The sequence below is a fragment of the Micromonospora sp. NPDC047753 genome, from assembly GCF_040642735.1.
In the GTDB taxonomy this organism is placed as follows: domain Bacteria; phylum Actinomycetota; class Actinomycetes; order Mycobacteriales; family Micromonosporaceae; genus Micromonospora.
Map to the genome: position 1 here is coordinate 1 of NZ_JBEYSL010000713.1, position 2,580 is coordinate 2,580.

The 2,580-nt window shown below is 75.1% G+C and carries 3 protein-coding genes and 2 pseudogenes; all 5 read right to left on the bottom strand.

Going from position 1 to position 2,580, the window contains the following annotated elements; all coding sequences use genetic code 11:
* A pseudogene (locus ABZ749_RS33575) lies at positions 1-196 on the bottom strand (regulatory iron-sulfur-containing complex subunit RicT); the annotation flags it as partial.
* Positions 197-573: 377 nt separating this feature from the next.
* Positions 574-1,254, bottom strand: coding sequence for a hypothetical protein (locus tag ABZ749_RS33580; RefSeq protein WP_357235045.1), 681 nt, complete (start codon positions 1,252-1,254; stop codon positions 574-576).
* On the bottom strand, positions 1,254-1,559 hold the full coding sequence (locus ABZ749_RS33585; RefSeq protein WP_112725261.1) for a type VII secretion target: 306 nt from the start codon (positions 1,557-1,559) through the stop codon (positions 1,254-1,256). Before ABZ749_RS33585 ends, ABZ749_RS33580 begins: the two co-directional genes overlap by 1 nt.
* Before the next feature lies 1 nt (position 1,560).
* On the bottom strand, positions 1,561-1,890 hold the full coding sequence (locus ABZ749_RS33590; protein WP_053659404.1) for a YbaB/EbfC family nucleoid-associated protein: 330 nt from the start codon (positions 1,888-1,890) through the stop codon (positions 1,561-1,563).
* Between the two features lie 122 nt (positions 1,891-2,012).
* Positions 2,013-2,580: pseudogene (locus ABZ749_RS33595) on the bottom strand (DNA polymerase III subunit delta'); the annotation flags it as partial.

Consider the following 2,580-nt stretch of genomic DNA (forward strand, 5'->3'; position numbering starts at 1 on the left):
CGGCCAACCCGACCAGGCGAGGGAAGCCGTCGGTCTCCTCGGTCACCCACTGCGCGGCCCACACGCACTCCGCCACCTCGGGCCCGTCATCGGTGGGCACCAGCACCCGGTCGCCCACCTGCGGACGCAACTCGCCCGGGTCGAGGTAGTAGAGCCGCCCGTACCGGTTGAAGCTGACCGCGCAGAGCATGCCCATCCCCCCACCCTACGACGGGTCACGGCGCAAGGCGCACCGGCCGGCTACGCCCCGCTGCCATTCATGACCGTCGACTCGACCTATTGCCTGGCGTCCCGTCGTGCCATTGCTGCTCGCCCGGACGGTTGAATCCGGGGCCGGGCAGGAGACAAGACGTGCCTCGGCGGCGTTGAGTGGAGGCAGACCTGCGGGGGGTGCAGGGGGAAGACCACGGCGTCGCCGTGGGCGCCGGCTTCAGGTCAGGCGCCCGCGAGCGACGCCGTGGCCTGTCCGAGGCAGAACGGTCACGGTCGGAGGCCGAGAGGCGGAGCGACGCAACCACGGCCGGAAGACCGAATGGCGGGGCGACGCGGCCACGGCCGGAGGGCCGGGCTCAGCTACCAGCCGACCCGGGTGGGCTGGTCGTAGTGGGGACGCCCGTCCGTTGGCGGACGCCACGCGGTCTCGGCCAGGCTCGGCCCCCACTGACGCAGCAGCGTCTCCGCACCGTCGTACGCGACGCAGAGCACCGCCAGCACCCGCGCGGCGATCTCGGCGGCGTCGGCCACACCGGGCCCGACCGGCCCGGGGCGGGTCGACGCACCGGTGGCGGTGGCGGCGACCACGGCGACCGCTTCGGCCGAGCGGAGCACGTCGGCCAACGTGCGGGCCAGCGCGAGTCGGCTGCCCTCCACCCAGTCGGCGAGGGCGTCGGCGTAACCGGCGGTGGATTCGAGTCGCCCGACCAGGCTGTCCGGCCCCTCGTCGAGGTGGCGCAGCAGCGCCGCCCGCTGTTGCCCGTACGCCGTGGCGGCCGGACCGGACCAGAGCACCGGGTCGGTGAGCGCGGCGGAGACGTCGTCGTACCCCCGGACGAGCCGGCGCACCGCGTGGCCGGCACTGGCGAGCGGCACGGGGTGCAGGTCGAGGAAGCCGCGGACCGCGTCGCCCGGCAGCACCTGCATGCGGCGCAGGAGCGGCCAGACCCGGTGCCCCTCGGGGACACCGGCCGCGATCAGTCTGTCCACCCGGCGGAGCAGGTCGAGGCCGGGCTCGGCGAGCCGGTCCAGCGCGTCCATCACGGTTCCCCGGTGAGCCGGCGGCGGGCCGCCCGGTCGACCTCGGCGTAGCGGTCGGCGGCCTCCCGCACGGCAGCCGCGGCGGCGGCCAGTCGACCGGCCGCTGCGCGGGCCTCCCGGGCCCGGTCGTCGGTGGCGGTGGTCCACTGCCGGTGCAGCGCCCGACCGATCTCGCCCGGGCGGCCCGGTGCGTCGGCGCCGAACGCGGCCTGGGCCGGATCGCTGGCGGTGACGGTGTGCGAAACGACGGTGAGCGTGGCGCTCGCCTCGTCCAGTCGGGCGGAGAGCGCGCGCAGTGTGTCCATCTCAGGCCCCCGCGAGCGGTCGGTAGGCGGCGAACGTCTCGTTGTGCAGCTTTTCCCGGGCCCATTCGGCGGCGTCGGCCGCCGCGGTGACCGCAGCCTGAACGGAACCGGCAACATCGCGCGGGCTGCGGCTGTGCAGCGGCCCGAGGAACCGGACGTCGGTGATCCGTCCACCGGCGGTGACCACCACCTCGACCAGGCCGTCCGGCGAGCGGACAGTCACTTCGACGGTCGACACCGCCTGGTCGAACTCGGCCTGGAGGGACTCGATCCGGCGGTAGCGTCGCACCGCTTCCTCGATCCAGGCCTCGTCGATCTCCCCCCGCGGCATCGGCCGACTCCTCCCGGGTGATTCATCACTCAGTGTGGTGCCACCGTCACCACGGCACAGGGACCGTACCGCACCGCAATCGGGCCTGTCGATGCCTGTGGACAACGGCCGGGAAGTGCGGGTCAGCCCTTCCAGAGGGCGAGCATCATCGCCTCGACCGCGATCCGCGGCTTGACGTTCGCCTCGATCGCCGCACGGCAGGCGAGCACGGCCTCCAGCCGGCGCAGCGCCCCGTCGGCGTCCCACTTCTGCGCGCCAGCACCGGCGAGCGCGGCCGTGTCGGTGTGCACCGGGGCGACGGGTGCGCGCAGCGCCATGGTGAGCGCGTCCCGGTAGAAGCCCGCGAGGTCGACCAGCGCCCGGTCCAGTGCGTCCCGCTGGGCCCGGGTGGCCCGGGACTTCTGCCGCTTCTCCAGCTCCTTGAGCTGCCCGGCAGCGCCTCGCAGGGCGCCGGCCGCGCCCCGGCCGGTGCCGCCCGCGCCGAGCGCGGTCTCCAGTGCCGCCCGCTCGGTCGTGTCGGCCTCGGTGACCGACGCCTCGGCCTCCGCTTCGGCGGCCTCGATCAGTGCGGACGCCGCGTCGAACGCCGCGCCGACACCGGTCAACCGGCGGGGCACCGCGAGCACCGCCTCGCGTCGTTTGCGGGCCTCCGGGTCGCGGGCCAGTCGGCGGGCCCGGCCCACGTGACCC

Bases quoted from the DNA above. Each gene is read 5' to 3' on its own strand.
- ABZ749_RS33580 (WP_357235045.1), bottom strand. From the start codon at position 1,254: ATGGACGCGCTGGACCGGCTCGCCGAGCCCGGCCTCGACCTGCTCCGC.
- ABZ749_RS33585 (WP_112725261.1), bottom strand. From the start codon at position 1,559: ATGGACACACTGCGCGCGCTCTCCGCCCGACTGGACGAGGCGAGCGCC.
- ABZ749_RS33590 (WP_053659404.1), bottom strand. From the start codon at position 1,890: ATGCCGCGGGGGGAGATCGACGAGGCCTGGATCGAGGAAGCGGTGCGA.